The sequence below is a fragment of the Streptosporangium sp. NPDC051022 genome, from assembly GCF_040683035.1.
Lineage (GTDB): Bacteria > Actinomycetota > Actinomycetes > Streptosporangiales > Streptosporangiaceae > Streptosporangium.
Map to the genome: position 1 here is coordinate 1 of NZ_JBFBCF010000095.1, position 1,091 is coordinate 1,091.

The window sequence follows — 1,091 nt, forward strand, 5'->3', positions numbered from 1 at the left end:
CCGTGCGAACCTCGTGCTAAGGAGCGTGGCCCGATGACCGTGGCCGTGGTCGGCGCCGGACTCACCGGCTGCCTGCTCGCCTGTTACCTCGCCCGGCGGGGCCTGGACGTGACCCTGTACGAACGACGCCCCGACCCCCGTACCGGCACCCCGGAGCGCGGCCGGTCGATCAACCTGGCCATCTCCGAACGCGGCCGCGACGCGCTGCGCCGGATCGGCCTGGAAGAGCGCATCATGGCCGACGCGCTGCCGATGCGCGGCCGGATGATCCACCCCGTCAACGGCCCGCTCGACTTCCAGCCCTACAGCCACGACGGCACCACCGCGATCAACTCGATCAGCCGGGGCGCGCTCAACAACACCCTGCTGGACGCCGCCGAGGCCGCCCCCGGCGTGAAGGTCTTCTTCGGCCACCGGCTGACCGGCCTCGACCCGGCCACCGCAACCATGACCTTCGAAACCGAGGACGGCCCGGTCCAGGCGAGCGCCGGCGTGGTACTCGGCGCGGACGGCGCCGGCTCCGCGGTACGGGGACAACTGCTCGCCCACCGCGGCATCACCGAGACCCTGGACTTCCTCGACTACGGCTACAAGGAACTGACCATCCCGGCCGTGAACGGGGAGTTCGCACTGGACCCGGGCGCGCTGCACATCTGGCCACGCGGCACCTCCATGATGATCGCGCTGCCCAACCCCGACCGCTCCTTCACCTGCACCATGTTCTGGCCCACCGGCGGCACCCGCAGCTTCGCCTCCCTCAGCAGCCCGGCCGCCGTCGAACACCACTTCCGCACCCACTACCCCGACGTGGTACCACTCGCACCCACCCTCGTCGACGACTACCAGCACAACCCGGTCGGCCTGCTCGGCACGGTCTACTGCACCCCCTGGCAGACCGACGGCCGCATCGGCCTGATCGGCGACGCGGCCCACGCGATCGTGCCCTTCTACGGCCAGGGCGCCAACTGCGGCTTCGAGGACGTCGCCGTGCTCGACGAATGCCTGGACGAAACCGGCGGCTCCTGGGCCCGCGCCCTGCCGCTGTACGAACAGCGGCGCAAGGAGAACGCCGACGCGATCGCCGAGATGGC

1 protein-coding gene is annotated in these 1,091 nt (G+C 71.0%); it reads left to right on the plus strand.

All coding sequences use genetic code 11. The features are described 5' to 3' along the window. Positions 1 to 33: 33 nt before the first annotated feature. Positions 34 to 1,091: NAD(P)/FAD-dependent oxidoreductase (locus tag AB0N02_RS47355; RefSeq protein WP_363961777.1), on the plus strand; the 1,058-nt coding region annotated here is incomplete at its 3' end.